The 24,627-nt window shown below is 68.7% G+C and carries 25 protein-coding genes and 1 pseudogene; 18 read left to right on the forward strand and 8 right to left on the reverse strand.

The window, feature by feature from the left end; all coding sequences use genetic code 11:
* Positions 1 to 62: 62 nt before the first annotated feature.
* Both SGCZBJ_RS15400 and SGCZBJ_RS15405 read left to right on the forward strand, forming a co-directional pair.
* Positions 63 to 911, forward strand: a complete 849-nt coding sequence (locus SGCZBJ_RS15400) for a trypsin-like serine peptidase (protein WP_101718878.1) — start codon at positions 63 to 65, stop codon at positions 909 to 911.
* 90 nt (positions 912 to 1,001) lie between these two features.
* Positions 1,002 to 1,183, forward strand: a pseudogene (locus SGCZBJ_RS15405) (CsbD family protein); the annotation flags it as partial.
* 145 nt (positions 1,184 to 1,328) lie between these two features.
* Here the strand turns inward: SGCZBJ_RS15405 and SGCZBJ_RS15410 are convergent.
* The 4 genes from SGCZBJ_RS15410 to SGCZBJ_RS15425 form a co-directional block, all read right to left on the reverse strand.
* Positions 1,329 to 1,778 (reverse strand): MaoC family dehydratase, encoded by a 450-nt coding sequence (locus SGCZBJ_RS15410; protein ID WP_101718880.1) that lies wholly within the window; start codon positions 1,776 to 1,778, stop codon positions 1,329 to 1,331.
* 66 nt (positions 1,779 to 1,844) lie between these two features.
* Complete coding sequence (locus SGCZBJ_RS15415; RefSeq protein WP_101718881.1) at positions 1,845 to 3,176, reverse strand: Nramp family divalent metal transporter; 1,332 nt, start codon at positions 3,174 to 3,176, stop codon at positions 1,845 to 1,847.
* Between the two features lie 53 nt (positions 3,177 to 3,229).
* Positions 3,230 to 4,243, reverse strand: coding sequence for a nucleotidyltransferase family protein (locus SGCZBJ_RS15420; RefSeq protein WP_101718882.1), 1,014 nt, complete (start codon positions 4,241 to 4,243; stop codon positions 3,230 to 3,232).
* Between the two features lie 75 nt (positions 4,244 to 4,318).
* Positions 4,319 to 5,857, reverse strand: a complete 1,539-nt coding sequence (locus tag SGCZBJ_RS15425) for an acyl-CoA synthetase (protein ID WP_101718883.1) — start codon at positions 5,855 to 5,857, stop codon at positions 4,319 to 4,321.
* A 204-nt stretch (positions 5,858 to 6,061) separates the two neighbouring features.
* On the opposite strand from SGCZBJ_RS15425, the gene SGCZBJ_RS15430 reads away from it, so the two are divergent.
* The 5 genes from SGCZBJ_RS15430 to mopJ all read left to right on the forward strand — a co-directional run bounded on the left by SGCZBJ_RS15430 (position 6,062) and on the right by mopJ (position 11,206).
* Positions 6,062 to 7,396 (forward strand): cytochrome P450, encoded by a 1,335-nt coding sequence (locus SGCZBJ_RS15430; protein WP_101718884.1) that lies wholly within the window; start codon positions 6,062 to 6,064, stop codon positions 7,394 to 7,396.
* A 190-nt stretch (positions 7,397 to 7,586) separates the two neighbouring features.
* The gene (locus SGCZBJ_RS15435) at positions 7,587 to 8,471 is read left to right on the forward strand and encodes a crotonase/enoyl-CoA hydratase family protein (RefSeq protein ID WP_101718885.1); all 885 of its coding nucleotides are present in this window, start codon (positions 7,587 to 7,589) and stop codon (positions 8,469 to 8,471) included.
* Between the two features lie 130 nt (positions 8,472 to 8,601).
* Positions 8,602 to 9,813, forward strand: a complete 1,212-nt coding sequence (locus tag SGCZBJ_RS15440; RefSeq protein ID WP_420808163.1) for a DUF2336 domain-containing protein — start codon at positions 8,602 to 8,604, stop codon at positions 9,811 to 9,813.
* Between the two features lie 251 nt (positions 9,814 to 10,064).
* Entirely contained in the window at positions 10,065 to 10,484 is a 420-nt protein-coding gene (locus tag SGCZBJ_RS15445) for a Ros/MucR family transcriptional regulator (protein WP_101718887.1), read from the forward strand.
* Between the two features lie 224 nt (positions 10,485 to 10,708).
* The gene (gene mopJ / locus SGCZBJ_RS15450) at positions 10,709 to 11,206 is read left to right on the forward strand and encodes a motility/cell cycle regulatory protein MopJ (protein WP_101718901.1); all 498 of its coding nucleotides are present in this window, start codon (positions 10,709 to 10,711) and stop codon (positions 11,204 to 11,206) included.
* A gap of 274 nt (positions 11,207 to 11,480) precedes the next feature.
* Here the strand turns inward: mopJ and SGCZBJ_RS15455 are convergent, their stop codons facing one another.
* Genes SGCZBJ_RS15455 through SGCZBJ_RS15465 form a run of 3 tightly spaced genes read right to left on the reverse strand, consistent with a single transcriptional unit; the run spans position 11,481 to position 13,552 of the window.
* Positions 11,481 to 12,392: a ribokinase gene (locus SGCZBJ_RS15455; protein WP_101718888.1), complete on the reverse strand. Its 912-nt coding sequence runs from the start codon at positions 12,390 to 12,392 to the stop codon at positions 11,481 to 11,483.
* Positions 12,393 to 12,437: 45 nt separating this feature from the next.
* Positions 12,438 to 13,235, reverse strand: a complete 798-nt coding sequence (fliP, locus tag SGCZBJ_RS15460) for a flagellar type III secretion system pore protein FliP (RefSeq protein WP_420808164.1) — start codon at positions 13,233 to 13,235, stop codon at positions 12,438 to 12,440.
* On the reverse strand, positions 13,235 to 13,552 hold the full coding sequence (locus SGCZBJ_RS15465; RefSeq protein ID WP_101718889.1) for a flagellar biosynthetic protein FliO: 318 nt from the start codon (positions 13,550 to 13,552) through the stop codon (positions 13,235 to 13,237). Before SGCZBJ_RS15465 ends, fliP begins: the two co-directional genes overlap by 1 nt.
* Positions 13,553 to 13,657: 105 nt before the next feature.
* Between SGCZBJ_RS15465 and flgB the strand changes: the two genes are divergently transcribed.
* The 4 genes from flgB to SGCZBJ_RS15485 all read left to right on the forward strand — a co-directional run bounded on the left by flgB (position 13,658) and on the right by SGCZBJ_RS15485 (position 15,159).
* Positions 13,658 to 14,098, forward strand: coding sequence for a flagellar basal body rod protein FlgB (gene flgB, locus SGCZBJ_RS15470; protein WP_101718890.1), 441 nt, complete (start codon positions 13,658 to 13,660; stop codon positions 14,096 to 14,098).
* An 11-nt stretch (positions 14,099 to 14,109) separates the two neighbouring features.
* Positions 14,110 to 14,529, forward strand: coding sequence for a flagellar basal body rod protein FlgC (flgC, locus tag SGCZBJ_RS15475; RefSeq protein ID WP_058349397.1), 420 nt, complete (start codon positions 14,110 to 14,112; stop codon positions 14,527 to 14,529).
* Positions 14,530 to 14,540: 11 nt separating this feature from the next.
* Positions 14,541 to 14,846, forward strand: coding sequence for a flagellar hook-basal body complex protein FliE (fliE, locus tag SGCZBJ_RS15480; protein WP_101718891.1), 306 nt, complete (start codon positions 14,541 to 14,543; stop codon positions 14,844 to 14,846).
* Between the two features lie 73 nt (positions 14,847 to 14,919).
* Complete coding sequence (locus SGCZBJ_RS15485) at positions 14,920 to 15,159, forward strand: CsbD family protein (RefSeq protein ID WP_117590382.1); 240 nt, start codon at positions 14,920 to 14,922, stop codon at positions 15,157 to 15,159.
* 163 nt (positions 15,160 to 15,322) lie between these two features.
* Here the strand turns inward: SGCZBJ_RS15485 and SGCZBJ_RS15490 are convergent, their stop codons facing one another.
* Positions 15,323 to 15,505: a hypothetical protein gene (locus SGCZBJ_RS15490; RefSeq protein ID WP_101718892.1), complete on the reverse strand. Its 183-nt coding sequence runs from the start codon at positions 15,503 to 15,505 to the stop codon at positions 15,323 to 15,325.
* Between the two features lie 118 nt (positions 15,506 to 15,623).
* Here SGCZBJ_RS15490 and SGCZBJ_RS15495 point away from each other — a divergent pair, with 118 nt between their 5' ends.
* The 7 genes from SGCZBJ_RS15495 to cckA all read left to right on the forward strand — a co-directional run bounded on the left by SGCZBJ_RS15495 (position 15,624) and on the right by cckA (position 24,394).
* Positions 15,624 to 16,388, forward strand: a complete 765-nt coding sequence (locus SGCZBJ_RS15495) for an ATP-binding cassette domain-containing protein (RefSeq protein ID WP_101718893.1) — start codon at positions 15,624 to 15,626, stop codon at positions 16,386 to 16,388.
* Positions 16,381 to 17,925 carry a glycine betaine ABC transporter substrate-binding protein gene (locus SGCZBJ_RS26380; protein WP_101718894.1) on the forward strand — a complete coding sequence of 515 codons (1,545 nt, stop codon included), beginning with the start codon at positions 16,381 to 16,383 and terminating at the stop codon, positions 17,923 to 17,925. The genes SGCZBJ_RS15495 and SGCZBJ_RS26380 overlap by 8 nt, the downstream gene beginning before the upstream one ends.
* 58 nt (positions 17,926 to 17,983) lie before the next feature.
* Positions 17,984 to 19,657, forward strand: coding sequence for an alkaline phosphatase PhoY (gene phoY / locus SGCZBJ_RS15505; protein WP_101718895.1), 1,674 nt, complete (start codon positions 17,984 to 17,986; stop codon positions 19,655 to 19,657).
* A gap of 376 nt (positions 19,658 to 20,033) precedes the next feature.
* The gene (gene fliQ, locus SGCZBJ_RS15510; RefSeq protein ID WP_058349392.1) at positions 20,034 to 20,297 is read left to right on the forward strand and encodes a flagellar biosynthesis protein FliQ; all 264 of its coding nucleotides are present in this window, start codon (positions 20,034 to 20,036) and stop codon (positions 20,295 to 20,297) included.
* Positions 20,298 to 20,310: 13 nt separating this feature from the next.
* Positions 20,311 to 21,066, forward strand: coding sequence for a flagellar biosynthetic protein FliR (gene fliR, locus SGCZBJ_RS15515; protein WP_101718896.1), 756 nt, complete (start codon positions 20,311 to 20,313; stop codon positions 21,064 to 21,066).
* A gap of 9 nt (positions 21,067 to 21,075) precedes the next feature.
* A complete protein-coding gene (flhB, locus tag SGCZBJ_RS15520; protein ID WP_101718897.1) occupies positions 21,076 to 22,158 on the forward strand; it encodes a flagellar biosynthesis protein FlhB in 1,083 nt (360 codons plus the stop codon).
* Between the two features lie 172 nt (positions 22,159 to 22,330).
* Positions 22,331 to 24,394 (forward strand): cell cycle histidine kinase CckA, encoded by a 2,064-nt coding sequence (cckA, locus tag SGCZBJ_RS15525; protein ID WP_101718898.1) that lies wholly within the window; start codon positions 22,331 to 22,333, stop codon positions 24,392 to 24,394.
* Positions 24,395 to 24,627 lie beyond the last annotated feature (233 nt).

Below are 24,627 nucleotides of genomic sequence, written 5' to 3' on the forward strand. Positions count from 1 at the left end.
CGGCAGGGGCGTCTGGTCAAACTCATACGACGTCTAAGGTTAAATCGGAGGACGAGGCGTACATGGCTTGGGACCTGTCGGTCGATCTGATCCAGGCGACGGTGCAGCTGGAGCAGCCGCTCGCCGATGGCTCGCGCACGGTCGGCACCGGATTCCTGATCGAGGATCCCACGCCCGACGGCCGGCCGCGCACCATCCTGGTCACCGCCGCCCACGTCTTCGACCGCATGCCCTCGGTGTCGGCCAAGATCGGCTATCGCGTGCAGAGCAAGGAGGGGGTCTGGCGCTATGACCCTCGCACCCTGAAGATCCGCGACGGCGACCACCCGCTGTGGGTCAAGCATCCCAGCCGCGACGTCGCCGCCATCGTCGTCGAGGCCCCGCCAGAGTTCGCCAAGGCCGCCATTCCGTTGGCCTGGCTGGCGCAGGACGACACCTTCAACAAGTACAGCCTGGGCCCCGGCGACGAGATGATGGCCCTGGGCTTCCCCCGCGGCCTGTCGGCCAACACCGCGGGCTTCCCGATCCTGCGTTCGGGTCGGGTTGCGTCTTATCCGCTGGCTCCGGCCAGCGCCTTCCCGACCTTCCTGATGGATTTTTCGGTCTTCCCTGGCAATTCGGGCGGGCCGGTGTTCATGGCCGAAGGCGCGCGCCGCCGTCCGGGCTCGACCGAAAGCCAGGAGGTGCAGTTCGTCGCCGGCATGTTGACCCAGCAGGTCGAGCTGTCGGGCGAGCGCCTGGAGATCGGCATCGTCACCCACGCCAAGTACATCCGCGAGACCGTGGCCCTGCTCGACAAGCCGTCCGGGCCGCCGCTGATCCAGGCCGCGCCGGCCAAGCCGCCCAGTGTGGCGGCCGCCCAGGACGTCGTCGCGGTCCAGGCCGTCGCCGCGCCCGGCTTCAATCGCTGATTTTGACTAAATCGGCTCCAGCCAAGCTAGGAACCATTGCTCCCGGGGCCCCGTTCGAATGGGGAGTTCAACGCTAGCAGGAGCAAGCCAATGAGCACCAATCGTGTGGAAGGCACCATCGACAAGGGCGTGGGCGCCGTCAAGGAAGCCGTCGGCAAGGCCACGGACAACGAACGCCTCGAAGCCGAGGGCAAGGCCCAGAAGGTCAAGGGCGACGTCCAGAACAAGGTCGGCCAGGCCCAGGACAAGATCGGCGACGCGATCAAGCGCTAGGCTTGGTCCGATCCCCAGAAACGAAGGCCCCGGAGCAATCCGGGGCCTTTGTCTTTTTCAGATCCTCCCCCTCTGGGGGAGGTGGCGCGAAGCGCCGGAGGGGGGCCGTTTTCAGCTTCCGAAAAGCTGACCGCCCATTCGCCCCTAACCGCCGTAGATGATCGAGATCGTCTCGGCCACGCAGGCCGGGCGCTCCTCGCCCTCGATCTCGATCGTGCACTCGTTCTTCATCTGGAGGCCGCCGGCCTTGGGCTCGACGCTGACCAGCTTCTGGCGCATCCGCACCCGCTTGCCCACGCGCACCATGCTGGTGAACCGCACCTTGTCGCAGCCGTAGTTGATGCCGCGCGTCACGCCGGTGACGTGCAGGATCCCCGCGCCCAGCATAGGGATCAGCGACAGCGTCAGGTAGCCGTGGGCGATCGGCCCGCCGATCTCGCGCGTCGCCCGCTCGACGTCGATGTGGATCCACTGGTGGTCGCCGGTCGCTTGCGCGAACTGGTTGACCCGCTCCTGGCTGATCTCGACCCAGTCGGACACCCCGACCTCCTGCCCGACCAGGCTGGCGATGTCGGCGAAGGCGATCTCTTTCATGAGGCGTTCTCCCAAACGTTTGTTTGGAAGAGATCACGGGCGATCGCCCGGGGCAACTCCCGGCAGCTACGCGAACGTCGAAACCACCAGCCAGACGTTCGCCGCCGAGATCACCAGGAACAGCCCCCAGGCGACGAGGCGGGTGACCAGGCCGTTAGCGAACGGACCCATCAGCGCCTTGTCGTCGGTGAACCGCAGCAGCGGCCAGATGGCGAACGGCAGCTGGGCGCTCAGCACCACCTGGGTCAGCACCAGGAGGCTTCCCACCGCATGGTCGCCGAGCGTCAGCACGCCGATCAGCGCCGGGATGATGGCCAGGCCCCGGGTGATCAACCGCCGCTGCCAGCAGGGGATGCTGAGGTTCAGGAAGCCCTCCAGGATCACCTGGCCGGCGATGGTGCCGGTGAAGGTGGCGCTCTGGCCCGAGGCGAAGAGGGCGATCCCGAACAGGATCCCCGCCACCGCCGCGCCGGTGATCGGCGCCAGCAGCTCGTGCGCCTCCTCGATGCCGGCCACCTCGCGCAACCCGTTACCGTGAAAGGCCGAGGCCGCCAGGACCAGGATCGCGGCGTTGATGAACAGCGCCAGCACCAGGGCGACCACGGTGTCGATCGTGGCCAGCCTGATCGCAGCCCGCTTGCCCGCGACGTCTTCCGGCGTCAGCCGTGTCTGCACGATCGATGAGTGCAGATAAAGGTTATGCGGCATGATCGTCGCGCCCAGTATGCCGATCGCCAGATAGAGCGCGTTGCCCTGTTGCAGCGCCGCCAGCGACGGGACCAGCCCCCGCGCCACGGCCCCGGCGTCGGGCGGCACGATGATCAGCTGCACCAGGAAGCAGATCCCGACCGTCGAGATCAGGCCCAGGATGATCGCCTCCAACTGGCGGAAGCCCTTGCCCTTCAGGCCCAGCACGATGACCGTGTCGAGCCCGGTCAGCAGCACCCCTGCCCACAGGGGCACGCCCAGCAACAGCTTGAAGGCCAGGGCCGAGCCCAGCACCTCGGCGATGTCGCAGGCGATGATGGCCAGCTCCGCCAGCACCCACTGCGCCTTGACCGTCCACGGCCCGAACCGTTCGCGCGACATCCGGGCCAGGTCCTTGCCGGTCACCAGGCCCAGCCGCATCGACAGGGTCTGCAACAGGATCGCCGCCAGGCTCGACAGCACCACCACGAACAGCAGGGATGTCCCGTAGCGCGACCCTGCCTCGATGTCGGTCGCCCAGTTGCCAGGGTCCATGTAGCCGACGCTGACCAGCAGCCCTGGCCCCGCCGTGCGCAGCATCCGCTTCCAGGTCGGCAGCCCGTCCGGGACGGGCACGGCGCCCCGCACCTCGGCCGGGCAGAACGGAGCGGTCGCAGTCTTGGGGAGGCGGTCGAGCAGGGCGGAAAGCATGCCCCGACCGTGTGGCGGGAATCCCGTCCCGTATAGAAGCAACGTGCGCTGGTTCAGCCCTCCAGCACCGCCCTTGCATCTCCGGGCAGCAGGCTGACCGCTTCATCCAGCAGCTTGCGCCACGCCTCGCCGCGTCCGCGGGCCTCGGCATAGGCGTCACGCAGGGCGAAGGGATCGTCTTCGGCGAGGGCACGGATCAGGGCCTGAGCCTGCTCCACGTCCTTGCGTCGCTTGGGGTTGGCTTGGCTGCGCTTGCGCGAGATGATCAGCTTGTGCACGGCATATCGCGCCGGGGCGGGAACGCGCACGAGCACGCCATCATCGTGCAGCACGGCGGCTTCCACCGTATCTCGCAGCAGGAAATCGAGAAAGCGCAGGGGCGTTGCGTCGGTGTTCAGGGCGACGAGGCGGGAGGTCTCATCGTCGGCCGCATGCCGGCTGGTCGTCAACACGTCCACTGCATAGCCATCGGGCGTCCGGTAGGCGGCGCTCTTGCTCGGATCGAGCTTGGGGATGGGGGAGAAGCTCGGGTCGGCGGCGCGCAGCACGTCGATGAAGGGCCGGTCCATTGCATCGTCGATGGCCATCGAGATCCCGTAGTCCTGGGCGATGTCGAGATCGCCCGTGCGCACGGCCTGTGCGGGCAAGGTGAAGCCCAGCAAGGCGCCGTAGGTTTGGAAGGCCACCGTGCCGACGACGGCGGCGCGCAGCCGAAACACGCCGGCCTTGTTCAAGGCTTGCAGGACACGGCCTGTGCGCTGGTCCGGCGTGTGCAGTCCCGCCGCGCGCAACCCCCTCACGATTTGCCGGCGCCCGTCGGCGGCGCCGTTGATGGTCTTCGCCGTTTCCATGGCTGCCAGCAACTCGGGCGTTTCGGGGCCAAGGTAGCGTTCCAGCCGCTCGCCTCGCACCTGCCGTGAACGGACATACCAGTAAGGGCGACCGCCGCGCTCGCGCCGTAGGAAGCTGGCGCCGTCGCCGAACTCGCTGATCTGGGTCGCGCGAAGCTGGTCGATCAGATCGGCGACGTTCGTGTGGATCGCCAAGGGTAGGCGCTGGAGGGTCACGGGATTGGTCCTTGCCACCACTTTCAACAAAGTGGTGGCAAAGATTTGGAAAATCAACTTTCTAGTGGTTTTGGATCAAACGATCCGCCCCTCGCCCTTGCCCCAGTAGGCGTCCCGTACCAGCCGCTTGTAGAGCTTGCCCGTCGGGTGACGGGGCAGTTCCCGTGCGAAGTCCACCTGCCGCGGAGCCTTCACGTGGCTGAGGTTGTCGCGGGTGAAGGCCAGCAGTTCGGCGGCCAGGGCCTCTCCCGCATCGTCCCAGTCCAGCGGCTGGATGACGGCGACCACCTTCTCGCCCATCTCCTCGTCGGGCGCGCCCACCACGGCCGCGTCGGCCACCTTGGGGTGGGTGATCAGCAGGTTCTCGATCTCCTGCGGATAGATGTTCACCCCGCCGGAGATGATCATGAAGCTCTTGCGGTCGGTCAGGTAGAGATAGCCGTCCTCGTCGGCCCAGCCCACGTCGCCCAGCGTCGTCCAGCCGTGCTTGTTGTAGCTCTCGGCCGTCTTCTCCGGGGCGTTGTGATAGGTCACCGCCGGGCCGTTGGCGAAATAGACCACGCCCTCGGCGCGGGCGGGCAGGGGATCGCCCGCCTCGTCGCAGATGCGTAGTTCGCCCAGCGCCGCCTGGCCCACCGAGCCTCGCCGCTCCAGCCAGTTCTTGCTGTCGATCCAGCAGAAGCCGTTACCCTCGGTGCCGGCGTAGTATTCGTAGATCACCGGCCCCCACCAGGCGATCATCTGTTCCTTCACGGGCACGGGGCAGGGGGCGGCGGCGTGGATCGCCGAACGCATGGTCGAGACGTCGTACCTGGCCCGCGTCGCCTCCGGCAGTTTCAACATCCGCACGAAGTGGGTCGGCACGAACTGGCCGCAGGTGGCCTTGTGCTCTTCGATCAGGGCCAGGGCCGTCTCGGGATCGAACTTCTCCATCACCACGACCGTGCCGCCCAGCTTGTGCACGCTCATGCACCAGCGCAGCGGGGCGGCGTGATAGAGCGGCGCGGGCGAGAGGTAGACGCTGTCGCCGTCCAGCTTGAACAGGTGCTGGGCCATCATCTGCAAGGCGTGGGGCGCATCGATCGGCGCGCCGTTCAGCGCCGGCTTCACGCCCTTGGGCCGGCCGGTGGTGCCCGACGAATAGAGCATGTCCGAGCCGGAGGTCTCGTCGGCGATCGGGCTGGCCGGCATGGCCGCCCGGGCGGCGTCGAGGTCGGCATAGGGGCCGCTGGGCCCGTCCACCCGCAGCAGCGCCACGCCTGGGATCAGCGGCGCCAGGCCTTGCGCAACGCCGTCCATCGCCGGGCCGGCGATCAGCGCCTTGGCTCCGCAGTCCTTGACGATGTACTCGACCTCGGGCGCGGTGAGCTTGGTCGAGATGCAGGTGTAATAGAGCCCCGCCCGCTGGGCCGCCCAGGCGATCTCCAGATAGCGCGGATGGTTGTCGAGCAGGATGGCGACCACGTCGCCGACCTGAAGCCCCATCGACCGGAACAGCTGGGCCCCCTGGTTGGAGCGGTCGTCCAGCTCCTTGTAGGTGACGATCTCGCCCGAGCCGGCCATCACGAAGGCGGGCTTGTCGGGCTGGGTGCGGGCGTGGACGCTCGGATGCATGCGACCTCCTGGGCCGCCGGTCGTCGCCGGGGCGGCCGTTTCTCTCCCTGCCGCCGCCTGCGTGTGACCCGCATGATCGGCGTTCAGTCAGCAGCATGACCCAAGGCCGGACGCTCGCGCAAGTTGCCGTAGGGGCGCCGTTGGCGGCCGCGCAATCCTGGGTGATCGTGTGTCCCACAACGATGTTCGACGGGAGGCGAGCGCATGGAGCTGATCAGCAAGACGGTGGTCGACGGCCGGCCGGGACCCGGCGCGGCCAGGGCCTATCCCACCCTCGAAGGCGTCGACCTGGCCGACATCTTCCGCTTCACCAGGGGCCAGCCCTTCGCCGACTTCACGCGGATGCGGGACGAGGCGCCGGTGATGTGGCACGGCGAGCCGTTCGGCGGGCCGGGGTTCTGGGCCGTCACCCGCTACGACGACGTCATGCGGGTCAACGGCGACCCGGAGACCTTCTCCTCGCAGAAGGGCGGGATCCTGATGTCGATGGGGCCGCCCGACAAGCGCCACGCCCTGCTGTTCCGGGCGACCATGGACACCATGATCAATCTCGACGCGCCGCATCACCTGCAGCTGCGCCGCGAGCACATGCCCTATTTCACCGCCGCCTACCTGCGCGGCCTGACCGACCGGGTGAAGGGAGAGGTCACGCGGCTGCTGGACGAGATGGAGCCGCTGCTGGCCGGCGGCGGCGAGATCGACATGGTCGAGCACTTCTCGTCGATCCTGCCGCTGTTCACCCTATGCGAGATCCTGGGCGTGCCGCCCGAGGACCGGGCCAAGTTCCTGCGCTGGATGCACTATCTGGAGCGGGCCCAGGACCTGGCCGTGCAGCAGGCCCAGGCGCCGATCACGCCCACGCTCGAGCTCATGCAGTTCGTGGCCGACTTCAACGACAACATCGAGGAGATGTTCGACTACGGCCGGACCATGCTGCTCAAGCGGCGCGAGGATCCCAGGCAGGATCTGATGACGGCGATCGCGCGGGCCCAGGTCGACGGCGATCTGCTGGCCGACGAATATCTCGACGGCTCGTGGCTGCTGATCGTCTTCGCCGGCAACGACACGACGCGAAACACCCTGTCGGGCGCCATGCGGCTGCTGACCGAGTTTCCCGAGCAGAAGCAGCGGCTGATCGAGGATCCGTCCCTGCTGCCGGGGGCGGTGGACGAGTTCATCCGCATGGTCAGCCCGGTGATCTACATGCGCCGCACCGCCACGCGTGACGTCGAGGTGGCCGGCCAGCAGATCGCCGAGGGCGAGAAGGTGGTCATGTACTACGGCGCGGCCAATCGCGACCCCGCCATGTTCGAGAACCCCGACCGCCTGGACGTAACCCGTCCCAACGCCGGCAAGCACGTGGCCTTCGGCTACGGCCCGCACACCTGCCTGGGCAAGCGCGTCGCCCAGATCCAGCTGGAGGAGGCCTATCGCCAGATCCTGGCCCGCTTCCCCGACCTGGAATGGACAGGGAGCATCGACATCGCGGCCAACAACTTCGTGCACGCGATCAGCAAGCTGGGGGTGAGGCGGGCCTGACCTCCCTTCCCCCTTGATGGGGGAAGGGCCGGGGATGGGGGTGACCCGCCGAGCCGGCCACGTTGTGTGGCTTCTACCGCCGCATCCACCCCCACCCCTGCCCCTCCCCCATCGAGGGGGAGGGGTTGTGCACATGCGGCAAGCGATCATACGATCGTTTGAAAATGGACCGCCCCAGGGAGCCCGCCACATGTCGCAGCCCAGCTTCGAGACCCTGCTCTATGCCGTCGAGGATGGCGTCGCGACGATCACCCTGAACCGGCCCGACAAGCTCAACGCCTTCACCGCCCGGATGATGAAGGAGCTGATCGAGGTCTTCGACGTCACCGACGCCGACGATGCGGTGAAGGTGGTGATCGTCACCGGCGCGGGCCGGGCGTTCTGCGCGGGGGCGGATCTTTCGAGCGGCGGGGCCACCTTCGACCGCACGTCTCCTCAGGCTTTGGAGCGGGAAGAGGGCAAGGTCGGCGACGTCTATCGCGACGGCGGCGGCCGGGTGACCCTGCGCATCTACGACAGCCTCAAGCCGGTGATCGCCGCCGTGAACGGCCCGGCCGTCGGCGTCGGCGCCACGATGCAGCTGGCCATGGACATCCGCCTGGCCGCCGAAGACGCCAAGTTCGGCTTCGTCTTCGCCCGTCGGGGCATCACGCCCGAGGCCTGCTCGTCCTGGTTCCTGCCGCGCCTGGTGGGCATGCAGACGGCGCTGGAGTGGTGCTACACCGGCCGGGTGTTCCCGGCGACCGAGGCCAAGGAGAGCGGTTTCGTCCGCTCGCTGCACGCCCCCGACGACCTGCTGCCCGCCGCCCGGGCCCTGGCGCGCGAGATCGCCGACAACACCGCCCCCGTCTCGGTCGCCCTCACCCGCCAGCTGCTCTGGCGCATGGCCGGCGCCGACCATCCGATGGAGGCCCACAAGGCCGACAGCCGCGCCATCCAGTCGCGCGGCGCCTCGGGCGACGCCAAGGAGGGCGTGACCTCGTTCCTGGAGAAGCGCGCCCCGGCCTATCCCAATCGCGTCTCCACCGACCTGCCCGACATTTGGCCGGAGTGGGAACCGCGACAATTTCGCTGACCCCCTGGCGAAGCCAGGCTTTGGGCCGCAAATTCCCCTGGCGGGAGAATCCCTGGCGCTAATTCGAACTTAAGGGCGTTACCGTCTAGGTTCGAAACTCGGCGACCGGGGCTTCGCCGCCAGGAAGATCATGACCGACTCGATTTCGCCCTTCGCCAAGCCGATCGCCGTTCCGCCCAAGTCGCGCGCCGCCCTCCTCAAGCGTCTCGCCGACGTGGTCTGTCTGCCGGCCAGCCGCATCAACGCCTTCGAGCGGGCGATGTGCGCCGACCTGCTGGTCGAGATGCTGCGCGAGGCGGTGGTCGAGGAGCGCGAGAAGGTCGCCCGCCGCCTGGCCAACCTCAACGACATGCCCGGCTCGCTGGTCCGCCTTCTGCTGCGCGACGAGGTCGTCGTCGCCCGCGCCCTGCTCGAGAACTCGCCCAACCTGTCGGACGCCGACCTGATCGACTGTCTCTACCACGCCACCCAGGAGCACCGCCGGCTGATCGCCATCCGCCGCGGCGTCGGCGAGGTGGTGGCCGACGCCTTGGTCGACATGGGCGAGACGCCGGTGGTCGAGGCCTTGCTGCGCAACGAACTGGCCCGCTTCAGCCACCAGGGCGTCGAGAACGTCGTGGCCATGACGCGCGACAATCCCAGCCTGATCCCGCTGCTGCTGCGGCGCGCCGAGCTGCGCCCCAGCCACGCCTATGTGATGTTCTGGTGGGCCGACGCCGAGGCCCGCCGCACGATCCTCCAGCGCTTCGCCGTCTCGCGCGAGATCTTGCAGGAGGCCGTCGGCGACGTCTTCGCGGTAGCCTCCGAGGAGGGCTGGCAGGATCCCTTGTCGCGCAAGGCCCTGCAGTTCATCGAGCGCCGCCAGCGCAACCGCGCGGCCATCGCCAAGAGCCCGTTCGACAGCCTTGAGGACGCCGTCGCGGCCGCCCAGAGCGGCCTGACCCGCGAGACGGCCGAGGAGATCTCGTATCTCGCCGGCCTCAAGCCGATGACCGGCGCCAAGATCTTCACCGACGCCGGCGGCGAGCCGATCGCCATCCTCTGCAAGGCCACCGGCCTGCCGCGCGCGGCCGTTCGCGCCCTGTGGCGCGGCCTGCGCCGGCCGGAGACCGACGCCGAGGGCGCGCCGTCGCCCGGGCTGGAGCGCGTGCTGGGGGTGTTCGACGCCATCGCCGTCGATCGGGCCCAGACCGTGTTGCGCTATTGGAACTGGTCGTTGTCGTCAGCCCTGACGCCGGCCCTGCTGAAGGCCATCCGCGACGGCGACACCGACGCCATCGACGAGTATTCGGTGCCGCAACGCGCGGCGATGCTGGCCCTGTCGCGGGATTTCGGCCGCTAGGCGCCGAGATCTACGCGACGCGTCGTGTCCGTACGGTCAAGTTCGGCGAACGCGTTCAGTCAAAATCCAGAAAATCTGAATTTTTATTTCGCGACCTTAAGTTGCCGATGCGAATGATCGCATTGATCGACAGTCAATATTCCCCTGCGGCATCTATTGCCCGGTTTTACTGACGCGTTTATCCATGATGCAACTTCGCGCGCCAAAGCTGGTCGCGCGTGAAGAAAGATAAAGGGAACGGGAGAGGCGTCATGGAAGAAGAGATCCCATTCGTCGAACTTACCGCGGGCATCGTCGCGGCCTTCGTCGGCGGCAACGCCGTTTCGGCTTCCGAGATGCCGGCCTTGATCCGCAGCGTGCATGACGCGCTCCGGTCGGTGGGCGCGCCCGAGGCCGCGACGCCCGAGCCCAAGGAGCCGGCCGTGCCGGTCCGCCGCTCGGTGACCCCCGACTACATCATCTGCCTGGAGGACGGCCGGCGCTTCAAATCGCTGAAGCGTCACCTGCGCACCCAGTACGACATGAGCCCCGAGGACTACCGCGAGAAGTGGGGCCTGCCTTCGGACTACCCCATGGTTGCGCCGAACTACGCCAAGGCGCGCTCGGAGCTTGCCCGCCAGATGGGCCTTGGCCAGACCGGCCGGGGCGCCGGGAAGGGCCGCAAGGGCTGAGTCTGAGCGTTCATTTACCTTAATTCAATCAATCGCTTGTGGTTAAGCTAAGCGAGAAAATCGACGCCCGGGCGCTTTTCCAGCGCCCGGGCGTTGTGCTTCCAGATTGACTCTCAAACGGAATCTTTGTTGGCGGCGGCGATTTTTCGCTTCCGCCGATTCGGTGCTTAAGACATAGTGAACGAGCGGTGAATCACCGTGATTCCAAAGGCTTGTTAAGGACTCTGAAGATGTCCGCGCAACTGAGCGCATCCGCGACCGCGGCCCGCGCTCATCAGGAAATGTTCGCATACTGGGCGTCCCTGCGCCGCGGGGCGAGCCTGCCTGCGCGTGGTGATCTTCACCCGTCGGGCATCAAGCGCCTGCTGCCGACGGTCAGCCTGATCGACGTCGTGCGCGAGCCGCGCGACTACCGCCTGCGCCTGGCCGGCACGGGCCTCTACGGCGTCTATGGCCGCGAGATCACCGGCAAGGCGCTGGGCGAGGTCTACAACACCGCCGCCGGCGACTACTGGCGTAAGGAACTGGACAAGGTCGTCGACGAGCGCCGTCCGGGCGTGGGCGTGCACAGCCTGGCCTGGCGCGGCGCGCCGCACGTCTCGATCCTGTGGCTGCGCCTGCCGTTGGCGACCAACGGCAAGGACGTCGACATGATCCTCGGCTACGACGCCATCGTCGGCGCCCAAGCCGAGGGCGGCTTCAGCGGCATCCGCGCCGCCTGACGGGCCTCAGCGCCGCTTGAGGCGGCGCTTGCACGCTCGTTGAGCGCCACCCAGATCATCGCCAGAACGAGGCCCGCTAGCACGGCCGGCGCGATCAAGAGGGGTGGCGTCCACGCGCCGAACCCCGGGCCGATCGGCGTCAGGGTCTGGGCTTCCATTTTCTCGCTTGCGCCTGGACCGGCATCGTCGCGCATCGACCGCTCTCCGCCTTGAGGGCGACAGCCTGCATTCGCGGGGAGGCATCCGCAAGGCGCCGAGGGTGCCGGCGATGGGCTCATCCCTCGAGGAAGACCTCGACCTCGCGCTTGCTGGGCATCGACGGCGCCGCGCCGGGCTTCTGCACCGAGAGGGCGGCCGCCGCGTTGGCCTGCTCGACGGCTTCGCGCAGGTCGAGATTGGCGGCCAGACCGGCGGCGAGAGCGCCGCAGAAGCAGTCGCCCGCGCCGACGGTGTCCACCGCCTTGACCTTGCGGCCCTCGACCAGGAAGGCCTCGTCGCGGCGCACGGCGGCCACGCCGGTCTTGCCCAGGGTGACGATGATCGTCTGGTCGGGTCGGCTCATCAGCTTGCGGGCGGCCTTGGAGACCTCCTCCAGCTTGGCCGGCTCGTGGTCGAGGCGGGCGTAGGTCGCCAGCTCGGTCTGGTTCAGGATCAGAATGTCGGTCAGCGGGAACAGCGCCGCGCCCTGGGGCAGGGCGGGGGCGGCGTTCAGCACCCGCAGGCCGCCCTTGGCCGCGCCGGCCTTGAACAGGGCCTCGATGGCGCCGGCCGGGGTCTCCAGCTGGGCCAGCAGCACGCGCTGGCCTTCCAGCGCCGTGGCCGCCACCTGCTGGGGCGTGATCATCATGTTGGCGCCGCCGGTGACGACGATCATGTTCTCGCCGCCGTTCGACACCCAGACGTGGGCCTGGCCCGTCGGGGCGCCCGACAGTTCGGCGACGTCGGCCACCTGCACGCCGTAGCCGGCCAGCTTGCCCTTCAGGCTGAGGCCGCTGTCGTCCTTTCCGACCGCGCCCATCAGGCGGGTGGGCGCGCCCATGCGGGCGGCGGCGACGGCCTGGTTGGCGCCCTTGCCGCCGAGGAACAGCTCCAGCGACAGGCCGGCCACCGTCTCGCCCGGCCGCGGCAGGTCGTCGACCCGCGCCACGGCGTCCAGATTGATCGAGCCCAGTACGAAAACGCCCATCGGTCTTGGTCTTCTGTTCTAGTTATCTGTGTGTCTTGCCGGATCTTACCCGCCGCCGGTCCCGCGCTGGAAGCTTTCCACCAGGCTGCCGCAGACGAGTCGCCATCCATCCACTAGCACGAAGAAGATCAGCTTGAACGGGAGGCTGACCGTCGCCGGCGGCAGCATCATCATGCCCATGCTCATCAGCACGCTGGCCACGACCAGGTCGATGACCAGGAACGGGATGAACAGCAGGAAGCCGATCTCGAAGGCGCGCTTCAGTTCCGAGATCATGAAGGCCGGGGTCACCACCTTCAGGGGGGTCTCCTGGGCGGTCTTCGGCTTCTCGATCTTCGAAAGACGGATGAACAGGGCCAGGTCGTCCTCGTCCACCTGGCGCAGCATGAAGGTCTTAACCGGCTGGCCGGCGGCCTCGAAGGCCTGGGGCAGCTCCATCTGCTTGTCGAGCAGCGGTTTGACGCCCGCGTCGTAGGACTGCTCGAAGGTCGGGCCCATGACGATGGCGGTCAGGAACAAAGCGAGGCTGATGATCACCGGGTTGGGCGGGCTCTGCTGCACGCCGATCGCGGTGCGCAGGAGGCCCAGCACTACGACGATGCGCACGAACGAGGTCGTCATGATCACGATCGACGGCGCCAGAGACAGCACCGTCAGCAGGCCGACCAGCTGGACGACCCGTTCGGTCAGGCCTGCGCCGGTGCCCAGATCGACGTTGATGGCCGACTGGGCCATGGCCAGCGACGGGCCCAGCGTCGTCGCCAGGCCCGCCAGCATGGCGATGAGGGCGGCGCGGCGCAGTTCCTGCGGCGTGGCGCCGGTGAGGCTCTTGAGCAGGCGCATCAGGCCACGGGCTCCGGCTGGGTCTCGGCGATGGGGGCGAGGGAAGGCGAGGGGGCTCCGGCGGGCGTCCAGTCAAGCAGGCGGCCGTCGCCCAGCAGCACCAGGCGCTCCTCGCCGTCCAGGCGGCACAGCACCAGGCGGCGGGCGGGGTCCAGCACCAGGGTCTCGACCACCTGCAGCCGCCGCTCGCGGCGCTTGGAGACGATGCGGTTCAGGGCCTCGGGGCCGAACTTGCGCAAGGCCACGGCGGCCAGGCCGATCAGGCCCAGGGTGACGGCCAGCGCCGCCACGGCGCGGATCAGAAGAAGGACGTCCATGCGCGGACCGGATTCCACAGGAAAGAGGCGCGGCGAGGCGCCGCATCCCTGGTGTGCCTCACTGTCCTTAATGCGTGATTAACCCTGTTTCTTCACCATGCTCGCATGGGTCCCGACGACATCCCTCTTTTCTCGATGCTGAAGAACCGGCTCGGTTATCTGACCGAGCGGCAGAAGGTGGTCGCCCAGAACGTCGCCAACGGCGACACCCCCGGCTATCAGCCGCGGGATCTGAAGCCCTTCACCTTTCAGGCCTCGCTCGACGCCCAGGCGAGCAGCGGGACCAGCAGCGGTTTGGCCACGATGGGCCGCCCGCTGCAGATGCTGACCACCAGCGCCGGCCACATCGCGCCGTCCAAGCCCGCTAGCCTGTGGCGCTCGCCGCAGGGCCCCGACAGCGAGACCACCCTCGACGGCAACTCCGTGACGCTCGAGGACCAGATGCTCAAGATGACCGATGCGCGCATGAACTACGACGCGGCGGTCTCCTTCTATCAACGCTCCATGTCGATGCTGCGCACCGCCGCGCGTCGCCCGAACGGCTAGAGGACGTCTAGATGGCTGAGATCCGATCCCAGTCGGCGGCGGCGATGGCCGTGGCGGCCAGCGCGCTCAAGGCCCAGCAGGGCCGCATGCGCATCATCGCCGAGAACATCGCCAACGCCAATTCGACGGCCCGCACGGCCGGCGGCGACCCCTATCGCCGCCAGGTGCCGGTGTTCCGCCCGGCCAAGGTCGAGGGCGCCGAGGGCGTCCAGATGGCCCGCGTCGAAGGCGACCAGAAGGACTTCAAGACCGAGTACGATCCCGGCAACCCGGCCGCCGACGCCAAGGGCTACGTCAAGCTGCCCAACGTCGACACCCTGGTCGAGGCGCTCGACATGAAGGAGGCGCAGCGCGCCTACGAAGCCAACCTCAACGTCATCGAGACCGCGCGCAGCATGCAGTCGCGCACGCTCGACATCCTGAAGAAGTAAGGGCCTAGGCGATGATCACCGCTCTGGCCGCCTCGAAAGCCTACGCCGCCACCGGCGCGACCCCGCTGTCGCTCGGCAAGAGCGTGGGTGAGCCCAAGAAGATGGACTTCGGCGACATGCTGAAGTCGGCGATGACCGACACGGTCCAGGCCTCGCGCCAAGCCGAGCACAAGATCGCCCAGCAGGCGGCCGGCAAGGCCGAACTGATCGACGTCGTCACCGCCATCTCGTCGGCCGAAGCCAGCCTCGAGACCGTGATCTCGATCCGCGACCAGGTGATCTCGGCCTATCAAGAGATCATGCGGATGTCGATCTGACGGCTTTGCCGTCGATGGATCGAACCTAAGGCTTGGAAGGCGCGTTGAGAGCTCGAACAAGGAGCTCCACCGCATGAACCTCACGCGTCCTCTCTCCCTCGTCGCCATCGCCGCCGCCGCGCTCGCCCTGACCGCCTGCGGCGACAAGGATTCCGGCCACGCCCAGAAGACCGAAGGCGAGATCAAGTCCACCGTCGGCGACATCACCGGCGACAAGGACCTGCAGAAGGAAGGCAAGAAGGACGAGGTGGTCGGCGGCGTGAAGTCGGCCGGCGAAGACCTCAAGGCCGCCGCCAAGGACGCCAAGGACTAAGGCGCTTTTCCCGTCATTCCCGCCCTCGTGGCGGGAAGCCCTCCGTCAGCCGCAAAGGCGAGTGGGGCGGCGTGCTCAGCACGCCGCTTGCGTCTCACCTGCGAGCGGAACCAGGGGGTCCCGCCACAAGGGTGGGAATGACGGGCGATGGGGAGGAGCGCTTCTACAGCGGAACCAACCCCGCCACGTCCACGCCCCGCAGGGCGGCCACGACGCCGGCCCAGACGGCCAGGTTCAGCAGCACCATCAGGGCCACCGCCCAGCGCAGTCGGCGCTGCACGGCCTTGCGGCGCTTGCGGGCCTTGAAGCCTCCCGTCGGGGAGGGCGCGGTCAGGGTTGCGGCCATCGTCATGCTCCACGCCAGCCAGAACTACCCCCGTTAATCACTATTAACGCGTCTGATTTGGCTTGGTGCAAGCGGGACGGCTTGTCGCAGCGCCCGGCAGCGGGAAAGGTGAGTGCGCATGACGCCAGCCATCGCCCTCGAAGAGGTCAGCAAGACGCATGACGGCGTAGCCGTTCTGCAAGGCGTCGACCTGTCCATCGCCAAGGGTCAGTTCGTCGCCCTGGTCGGCGGTTCGGGCGCGGGCAAGACGACGCTGCTCAAGACTATCAACGCCCTCGCGCCGCCGACCACGGGCGTCGTCAGGATCGACGGCCAGGCCGTCAGCGCCCTCGACGGACCGGCCCTGCGCCGCCGCATCGGCTATGTCTTCCAGGAGATCGGCCTCTTTCCGCACATGACCGTGGCCGAGAACATCGGCGTCGCGCCCAGCCTGCTGGGATGGAACAGGGACGAGATCGCCGCCCGGGTCGACGAACTGCTCGATCTCGTCGATCTGCCCCGCGCGGTGGCGCAACGTCGTCCGGCCGCGCTTTCGGGCGGCCAGCGCCAGCGGGTGGGCGTGGCCCGGGCCCTGGCCGCTCGCCCCGCGATCCTCCTGATGGACGAGCCGTTCGGCGCGCTGGACCCGATCACCCGCCAGGCCCTGGGCGACGACGTCCGCCGCCTGCACCAGGCGCTGTCTTTGACCACGGTGATGGTCACCCATGACGTGGCCGAAGCCCTGCTGCTGGCCGACCGCATCGTGGTGCTCGACCAGGGCCGCATTATCGCCGACGCCGCGCCGCGCGAGCTGATGGCCGGCCATGAGGACCCGCGCGTCGAGGCTCTGATGGCCGCTCCGCGCCGCCAGGCCGAGCGGGTGAGGGCGCTGCTGGATGGCTGAGCTGCTCGCCCTGCTGCCGCAGCGCCTGGCCTGGCACGCGGCCCTGTCGGCCGCCGCCCTGGCGCTGGGCCTCGCCGTCGCCCTGCCGCTGGGCTTCGCCGCCGCGCGTCGACCGGGCCTGCGCTGGATCGCCCTGGCGGTCACCGGCTTGGTCCAGACCATCCCGAGCCTGGCCCTGCTGGCCCTGTTCTATCCGCTGCTTTTGCTGCTCTCGAACCTGGCGAAGGCGACGCTTGGCTTCGGCTTTCCGGCGCTGGGCTTCCTGCCGGCCCTGCTGGCCCTGTCGCTCTACGCCATGCTGCCGATCCTGCGGAACACCGCCGCTGGCCTGGCGGGCGTCGACCCGGCCGTGGCCGAGGCGGCCCGCGGCGTCGGCATGACCCCGCGCCAGAGCCTCGTGAAGGTCGAACTGCCCCTGGCCGCGCCGGTGATCCTGGCCGGCGTGCGCACCGCCGCCGTCTGGACCATCGGCGGCGCGACCCTGGCCACGCCCGTCGGCCAGACCTCGCTGGGCGACTACATCTTCTCGGGTCTCCAGACCGAGGCGTGGGACATGGTGCTGGTCGGTTGCGCCGCCTCCGCGGGCCTGGCCCTCGTCGTCGACCAGCTGCTGGGCCTGGTCGGGCGCGGGCTGGAGCAGCGCAGGCCCGTCCTCTGGGGCGGTGCGCTGGCGGCGCTCGGCCTCGGTCTCGCCGCGGCCCTGGCGCCCCTGGCCGCGCCGGCCCTGACCCCTCGCCCCCAGGCCTATGTCATCGGGGCCAAGAACTTCTCCGAGCAGTATGTGCTGGCCGAACTGATGGCGCAGCGGCTGGAAGGGCAGGGCGCCCGCGTCGAGCGGCGGATCAATCTCGGCTCGGCGGTGGCCTACCGCGCCCTGGCCGCCAGCGAGATCGACGCCTATGTCGACTACACCGGCACCCTGTGGGCCAACGTTCTGCACCGCACCGACAATCCCGGCCGCCAGGCGGTGCTCGAGACGCTGCGAAGCGAACTGGCCAGGCGCGACGGCGTCGTCCTGGCCGCGCCCCTGGGCTTCGAGAACGCCTACGCCTTCGCCATGAAGCGCGAGCGGGCCGAGGAACTCGGGGTGAGGAGCCTGGCTGACCTCGCCGCCAGGGCGCCCGGCCTGGTCATGGGCGGCGACCTCGAATTCTTCTCGCGGCCCGAATGGGCGGCGGTTGAGAAAGCCTACGGCCTGAAGTTCAAGACCCGCCGCCAGTTCCAGCCCACCTTCATGTACCGCGCCCTCGGCTCGGGCGAGGCCGACGTCATCTCGGCCTTCTCCAGCGACGGCCGCATCGCCGCCGACGACCTGGTGGTGCTGGCCGATCCGAAAGGCGCGCTGCCGCCTTACGACGCGGTGCTGCTGGTCTCGCCCGGGCGAGCCGCCGATCCGGACCTCAACGCCCTGGCCGCCTCGCTGTCGGGCAAGCTGACCGTCGACGCCATGCGCCGCGCCAACTACGCCGTCGATCGCGACACCGCCAAGCAGTCTCCGGCCGCGGCCGCGCGCGAACTGGGCGTCGTCGCTCAGTGAACTTCGTCTGCTGAAGCTTTGTTTGCGGCCGTCCCGCCATTGGGGCAGGTTGCGCGCCATGAGCAAGCTTACCTACACGGCGGCGCTGTCGGCGCTGGCCGGCGTCGCCCTTTTCGCCTCCGTCCCGGCCCAGGCGGCCGACCAGGTGAAGCCCAATCCCAAGCTGGTGGTGGTGATCTCCATCGACCAGTTCAGCGCCAACCTGTTCGAGCAGTGGCGCGGCCAGTGGAAGGGCGGCCTCGGCAAGCTCGGTCGCGAGGGGGTGACCTATCCCAACGGCTACCAGTCGCACGGCATGACCGAGACCTGCCCGGGCCACTCCAGCCTGCTCACCGGCGCCTACCCCAACCGCACCGGCATCGTCGGCAACAACTGGTACGACGCCACGACCGGCAAGAAGTCGTACTGCCTGCTCGACGAGTCTGTGACCCTGGCCGCGCCGTCCGAACAGGACCCGGTCAGCCCCAGGAACCTGATGGTCCCCACCTATGGCGAGTGGCTGAAGGCCGTGTCGCCCAAGAGCCGCGTCTATGGCGTCTCGGGCAAGGATCGCGGCGCGATCACCATGGCCGGCCACGATCCGGACGGCGCCTTCTGGTACCAGGCGGGCTTTGGCTTCACGACCTACGTCAAGCCGGGCGAGGACGCCGCGACCAAGCTTGCGCCGGTGGCCGCCCTCAACGCGCGCCTGGCCGCCGAGCAGAAGAAGAAGCCCTTCGTCTGGACCTACGAGAACAAGGCCTGCGCCGCCCTCGAAAAGACCTGGACCACCGGCGAGCGAACCTGGGACGCCAAGCTGCCGCGTCCGCTGCCCACGAACAACGCCGAGGCCCTGCGCGACCTGTCGGCCAGCCCCTATACCGACGCCGTGACCCTGGAAGCCGCCGCCGCCCTGCGCGACGAGTTCGGCCTGGGCGACGGCCCGCAGGTCGACGTGCTGACCGTCAGCCTGTCGGCCACCGACTTCATCGGCCACCGCTACGGCACCCGCGGTCCGGAGATGTGCGACCACCTCAGCCGCCTGGACGCGCGCCTGGACACCTTCCTGTCGCGCATCGGCAAGGCCAAGGGCGAGGTGCTGGTGGTGCTGAGCGCCGACCACGGCGGTTCGGACTTCCCCGAGCGCCTGCATGACGAAGGCTACGACGTCTCGCGCATCGCCACCTCGGCCTGGCTCAAGGGCCTGAACCAGCAGCTGCGCACGGACCTGTCGCTGGATTACGACCCGCTGGTTGCTCCCGGCGGGATCGACACCCTGGTGATCGTCGGCGCCGACAAGAAGACCCCGCCGGCCACTGAGCGCGCCCGCATCGCCTCGGCCGCCCTGGCGCTGGTGCGTTCGCGCGGCGAGGTCGCCGAGGCCTACGAGATCAACGACCTCCTGACCACGCCGCCGGTCGCCAAGGGAACCTCGCCCGACACCATCAGCGTCAAGGAACGCCTGCGCCGCAGCGCCTATCCGGGCCGTTCGGGCGACATCCTGGTGGCTTTCAAGCCGAACCTGGTGCCGGCCACCGCCAGCAACACCTATGTCGCCACCCACGGCACGCCTTGGGACTACGACCGCCGCGTGCCGATCCTGTTCTGGTGGAAGAGCGCGCAACCGCGCGAGCGCATCCTGCCGATCGAGACCGTGGACATCGCTCCGACCATCGCCGCCGTCACCGGCGTGCCGATCCCCAAGGCGATCGACGGCCGCTGCCGCCCGCTGGGCGCGGGCCACGACTGCTGAGGCTTTCGCTGATTGTCGTTTGGGAGAAGGGCGCGGATTTCGATCCGCGCCCTTCTTCGTTCAGTGGCGCAGGAGAAGGGCGACCAGGTCCGCCCCGAGCGCGATCGCCGCCCAGCCCACGGCCAGGCCGACGAAGGGATGACGCTGCCACCAATGCCAATTCGTACTCGTATGCATGACACTTTCCCGACTGATTGGTGAAGCTTGCATGTCGCGGGATAGTTTCGCTAGCAACTAATGCCGGGCGCCGCGGCGTCACCTCTGCGGCGCGGTGACGCAGGCGCGGCGTTAACAGTCCCTAACTCCCTGTTAACCATGTCGGGCGCAGGGTGGCGGCCACACCAAACCGACCAGAGCGAACGCAGAAAGCCCGTTCATGACCGGAGCCGAAGTCCTCGACGTGGGTCGCGACGCGATCTGGCTGACCCTTCAGCTGTGCGCGCCCGTGCTGATCGTCGGCCTGGTGGTCGGCGTCGCCATCGGCCTGTTCCAGGCCCTGACCCAGATCCAGGAAGCCACCCTGGTCTACGCGCCCAAGATCGTGGCCATCTTCATCTCGCTGCTGCTGTTCCTGCCGCTGATGGGCGCGCTGATGTCTGGCTTCATGCGCCAGATCGCCGCCCGCATCGCGGCGATGTAGGGAAGGGCGGGGCGTGGACAGCTTCGCGACGACCGCCCAGGTCTATGTCGCCGGTCTGGTCTTCGCCCGGATCGGGGCCATGGTCATGCTGATGCCGGGCATCGGCGAGCAGGCCGTGCCGCCGCGCATCCGCCTGGCCTTCGCCCTGCTGATCGCCGTCGTCCTGACCCCCGTGGTGGCCAAGACCGTCGGCCCGCTGCCCACCACGCTCGGCGGCCTGGCCGGCCAGGTGATCCACGAGATCCTGATCGGCCTGATGATCGGCGCGGTGCTGAAGCTGTTCATGAGCGCCCTGACCACCGCCGGCGAGATCGTCTCGCTGCAGACCACCCTGTCCTTCGCCCAGACCACCAACCCGTCCGGTGCGCCGTCGAGCACGGCGGTGGCCACCTTCCTGTCGATGCTGGGCCTGACCCTGGTCATGGCCACCGACCTGCATCACCTGTTCATCGGCGCCATGGCCAGGTCCTACGAGCTTTTCCCGTTCACCAAGAGCGTGCCGGTCAACGACGCCGCCGCCCTGGCCGTCCGCACCGTCGCTCAAAGTTTCATGCTCGGCGTCCAGCTGGCCGCGCCGGTGATCGTGTTCTCGATCGTCTTCAACCTGGCGACTGGCCTGGTGGGCCGGGTCATGCCCTCGTTCCAGATCTTCTTCGTCACCTCGCCGCTCAGCGTGATCCTGGGCCTTTCGCTGCTGGCCCTGTCCCTGGGCGGCATCGCCATGGTGTGGAGCGATCGCTATCGCGATCTGCTCGGCGTCTTCAACTAGGAGCGCGCCGTGGCTGACGATACGGACCAGGAATCGAAGACAGAAGATCCGTCAGCCAAGAAACTGGCGGACGCCCGGAAGAAAGGCGACGTTCCCAAAAGTCAGGACTTCTCGCAGCTGGCCTCGCTGGCCGGCGCGTTCGGCGTCATCGCCATCGCCGGCGGCTGGCTGGCCCGCGACATGGTCCAGGCGCTCGTGCCGTTCATCGCCCAGGCCGGCCAGATGGACATCGAGGGCGGCGCCAACCTGATCGCCCGCAAGGTGCTGATGGCCGCCCTGCCGCCGCTGGTGCTGGTGATGGTGGTCTCGGGCCTGATGGGGGCCGCCGCCAACATCGCCCAGTCGGGCTTCCTGTTCTCGGCCGAGAAGATGAAGCCCGACCTCAACAAGCTCGACCCGATGAAGGGCCTGGGCCGGATCTTCGGGCCTGACGGCCTGATGCAGTTCGCCAAGTCGGCCCTGAAGTTCCTGGTCACCGGCGTCATCGCCTGGTTCGTGCTCAAGCCCGACGCCAGCATGGTGATCGGCCTCGTCGGCATGGACCCCGCCGCCATGCTCCCGCTGGCCGTCGACCTGTGCAAGAAGCTGTTCTGGGCCGTGCTGATCTTCCTGGTCGTCACCGCCGGCTTCGACTGGTTCTGGCAGCGCCTGCGCTTCAACAGGCGCATGCGCATGACCCTGAAAGAGGTCAAGGACGAGCACAAGGACAGCGACGGCGACCCGCACATCAAGGCCAAGCGCCGCCAGATCCAGATGCAGCGCTCGCGCCAGCGGATGATGCAGGCCGTGCCTCAGGCCACCGTGGTCGTCATGAACCCGACCCACTACGCCGTGGCGCTGAAGTACGAGCAGGGCGAAACCCCCGCGCCGATCTGCGTTGCCAAGGGCCTCGACGAGCTGGCCCTGAAGATCCGCGCCGTGGCCGAGGAGGCCGGCGTCCACGTGCTGGAAGACCCGCCCCTGGCGCGGGCGCTCTACGCCGCCGTCGAGATCGACCAGCAGATCCCGGCCGAGCACTTCGAGGCGGTGGCCAAGGTCATCGGCTTCGTGCTCAGCAACAAGCAGTCCAAGCGGCGCGCCTGGGCCGATTGATGGTGAACGGATCGTTCCTAGGCCTGGTACGCAACCGCCGGGAAATCACATTTCCGCCGTAGAATCAGTGGCCTGCTTGATAAACGCGCTCTCGCGCCGCGTAAGGAGTATCCTTACCGGACGAATCGTCGGGCCCTCCACCCGACCAGGTTGCAGAAGGATTTCGGTCGGCATGGCCGAGACGCCCGGAAAAGACATGACGGCGACCCGCCGCCGCGCCGACCCCCTGATCTGGGGCGCGGCCGTTTTCTTCGTTCTTGCCGCCGGCTTCGCCACGGCTCCGGCCCTGCGCGCCGGCCCGGCCACCTTGGCCGGCCTGCTGCTGCTGGCGGGCGTGGCGGGCGTGGCGATCCTGGGCCTGGTGGCCATCCGCGCCTCGGCCGCGCATGACAACGGCGTCGACGTGGTCGACGGCTTCATCGACGCCCTGGGCGAACCGGCGGCCCTGACCGCCGCCGACGGCCGCATCCTGGCCGCCAACCAGGCCTGGCGCGACACCCTGGGCGAGACCCGCCGCCTGCCCAAGGACGCCTCGCTGTTCTCGGCCTTGGTCCGCGCCCGCAAGGGCGAGGCGGCCGAGGCCGTGATCGTCGTCGCCGGCCAGGACCGTCCCGCCCTGGCCGCCCGCGTGACCGGCGGCCGCCTGCTGGTCCGACTGCCGGCCGTCGCCGAGCCGATCGCCGCGCCGCTGCCGCCGACCGCGCCGGTCGTCGCCCAGGCCGCCCCGCCGCCGCGCGCGCTCGACGCCTTCTCCGGCGCCTCGCCGTTCGGCGCCGCCCTGCTGGAGGGGCTGGATCCCTTCAACTCGCCGATCCTCGAGGCCAATCCGGCCCTCTCGGCCATGGCCGGGGCCGTTCGCGCCGGCATGGCGCTGGGCGAGCTTATCGATCCGCCGTCGCGCGCCGAGGCCGAGACCCGCCTCGCCGAAGGCAAGGCCGGCCCGTTCGAGGTGCGCCTGGCCCGCGATCCCTCGCGCATCGCCCATCTCTATCTCTACCGCGCCGACGGGCGCCTGGTGGCCTATCTGATCGATGTCTCCGAGCAGAAGCAGATGGAGCTGCAACTCGCCCAGGCCCAGAAGATGCAGGCCATCGGCCAGCTGGCCGGCGGCGTCGCCCACGACTTCAACAACCTGCTGACCGCCATCCAGCTGCGCCTGGACGAACTGCTGCACCGCCACCCGGTGGGCGATCCGTCCTACGAAGGCCTCAACGAGATCCGCCAGACCGGCGTGCGCGCCGCCGACCTGGTGCGCAAGCTGCTGGCCTTCTCGCGCAAGCAGACCGTCCAGCGCGAGGTGCTGGAACTGGGCGAGCTGATCTCCGAGTTCGAGGTCCTGCTGCGCCGCCTGCTGCGCGAAGACGTCAAGTTGATCACCGACTATGGCCGCGACCTGCCGCAGGTGCGGGCCGACAAGAGCCAGCTTGAGACCGCGGTCATGAACCTGGCCGTCAACGCCCGCGACGCCGTGCGCGCCGCCAAGGGCGGCGGCGTGGTGCGCATCCGCACCGCCCGCCTCAACGAGGACGAGGCGCGCAGCCTGGGCTTCCCCGGCGCCGAGGGCGACCAGGCCTTCATCGAGGTCAGCGACGACGGCCCCGGCATCCCGCCCGAGGTGATGGGCAAGATCTTCGACCCGTTCTTCACCACCAAGCCGGTGGGCGAGGGCACGGGCCTGGGCCTGGCCACCGTCTACGGCATCGTCAAGCAGAGCGACGGCTGGATCCACGTCCACAGCCGTCCGGGCGAGGGCGCGGCCTTCCGCATCTTCCTGCCCGTGCACGAGCCGACCCCGGCCCAGGCCGCCGCCGCGGCCGTCGCGGTCGCCGAGCCGCCCAAGCCGCGCGCCGCCCGCGACCTGTCGGGCGCCGGCCGCATCCTGTTCGTCGAGGACGAGGACGCCGTGCGCGGCGTCGCCGCCCGCCTGCTTCGCGCCCGCGGCTACGAGGTGCTCGAGGCCAGCGACGGCGAGGAGGCCCTGGTCATCGCCGAGGAGAACGCCGGCCAAATCGACCTCTTGATCAGCGACGTGATCATGCCCGGCATCGACGGCCCCACCTTGCTCAAGAAGGCCCGCGGCTATCTGGGCAATGCGCCGGTGATGTTCATCAGCGGCTATGCCGAGGCCGAGTTCAGCGACCTGCTGGAAGGCGAGACCGGCGTGACCTTCCTGCCCAAGCCCATCGACATCAAGACCCTGGCCGAACGCGTGAAGCAGCAGCTCCAGGCGGCTTAGACGCTACCCTCTCCGTAGAATCCCCGCGAAAGCGGGGACCCAGGCTTTTTCTGAAATCCACGGGGCTCGACGATAGAACACCCGGGTCCCCGCGAAGGTGTTGTGTCCCGAGAGCTTGGCGGGATGGTTTGGGTGTAGCCTCCGGTTTGGCCTGGCTGGAGGAACAGCGATGCTCGTGAAGCTGCATGGCAATGCGACGACGACGCCGAAGGTGCGTGCCTACATCCAGGCGA

The sequence above is a fragment of the Caulobacter zeae genome, assembly GCF_002858925.1.
GTDB lineage: Bacteria > Pseudomonadota > Alphaproteobacteria > Caulobacterales > Caulobacteraceae > Caulobacter > Caulobacter zeae.